The sequence below is a fragment of the Streptococcus pluranimalium genome, from assembly GCF_047785705.1.
In the GTDB taxonomy this organism is placed as follows: domain Bacteria; phylum Bacillota; class Bacilli; order Lactobacillales; family Streptococcaceae; genus Streptococcus; species Streptococcus pluranimalium_A.
Genome location: NZ_JBLOJV010000095.1, coordinates 1 through 895 on the forward strand (window position 1 = coordinate 1; position 895 = coordinate 895).

3 protein-coding genes are annotated in these 895 nt (G+C 37.4%); all 3 read right to left on the bottom strand.

Going from position 1 to position 895, the window contains the following annotated elements:
* The coding region (locus ACMZ6Z_RS09465) for a transposase (protein WP_416132273.1) at positions 1-183 on the bottom strand (183 nt) is incomplete at its 3' end.
* 115 nt (positions 184-298) lie between these two features.
* Positions 299-454, bottom strand: a complete 156-nt coding sequence (locus ACMZ6Z_RS09470) for a hypothetical protein (protein WP_416132274.1) — start codon at positions 452-454, stop codon at positions 299-301.
* Positions 451-594 (bottom strand): transposase, encoded by a 144-nt coding sequence (locus ACMZ6Z_RS09475; RefSeq protein WP_416132275.1) that lies wholly within the window; start codon positions 592-594, stop codon positions 451-453. Before ACMZ6Z_RS09475 ends, ACMZ6Z_RS09470 begins: the two co-directional genes overlap by 4 nt.
* Positions 595-895 lie beyond the last annotated feature (301 nt).

Here is an 895-nt window from a genome sequence, read left to right on the forward strand (position 1 = left end):
TATAATTCTTAATTTAAAGTTTTCAAAGTTCCGAAAACCAAAAGCATTACGCTTAATGACTTTGATGAGGTTGTTGGTAGCCTCTAGTTTGGCGTTTGAATAAGGGAGTTCTAAAGCGTTGATGATCTTGGTTCTGTCTTTCAAAAAGGTTTTTAAATAGGGTCTGAAAGACAGAATTTGCACTGGGTAGTATCCCCTCAATTAGCCCAAAGAACTGTTCAGCTTGTTTCTCTTGGAAATGGAAAAGTAGTAGTTGATAGAGCTCACAGTGCTGCCTTAGCTCTTGGGAATAGCTGAGTCATTTAGCGACGATTTCTTGGTTTGTCAAGTTCATGCGAAAAATCGGGCGATAGAAGTGTTTATTGCTGTATTTTCGACTGTCTTGTTGTATGAGCTTCCAGTAGCGCTTTAGTGTCCGATGATAATCGTGAAATTTTCGATTAAATTGGTTCATGATTTGGTCATGGCATGCGAAAGGTGTTGGACGTTGTGGAAACGATCAAGCACTATTCTAGCCTTCGGAAATAGTTGTTTGGTCAGTTTGTAGTAAGGGCTAAACATGTCCATGGTAATAACTTTAACCTCGTTTTTGATCTATCTATAATAGCGTCGGAAATGATTACATATGGTTATTTGCATCCGTTCATTAAGAATCGCTACGATATTAAGCAAATCAGCGTTTTATAGCCAGCGCATTCTCCAGGTAAGGAATCTTGGAGGCTTTCTGATGATGGTTTGGGTACTTTTCATTTACATAAATTATAGAGCCTGAAAACTTGAAAACACGCATATTTATCACTTTGAACATGCAAAAAGAGAAGACGAATTTCATCTCCTCTTGTGCTTAGCTAAATCTCAACTGTAGGAAGTAACAATTAGACTGCTTTTTATATTT

Coding starts and splice junctions, on each gene's coding strand:
- ACMZ6Z_RS09470 (WP_416132274.1), bottom strand. CDS start 454: ATGAACCAATTTAATCGAAAATTTCACGATTATCATCGGACACTAAAG.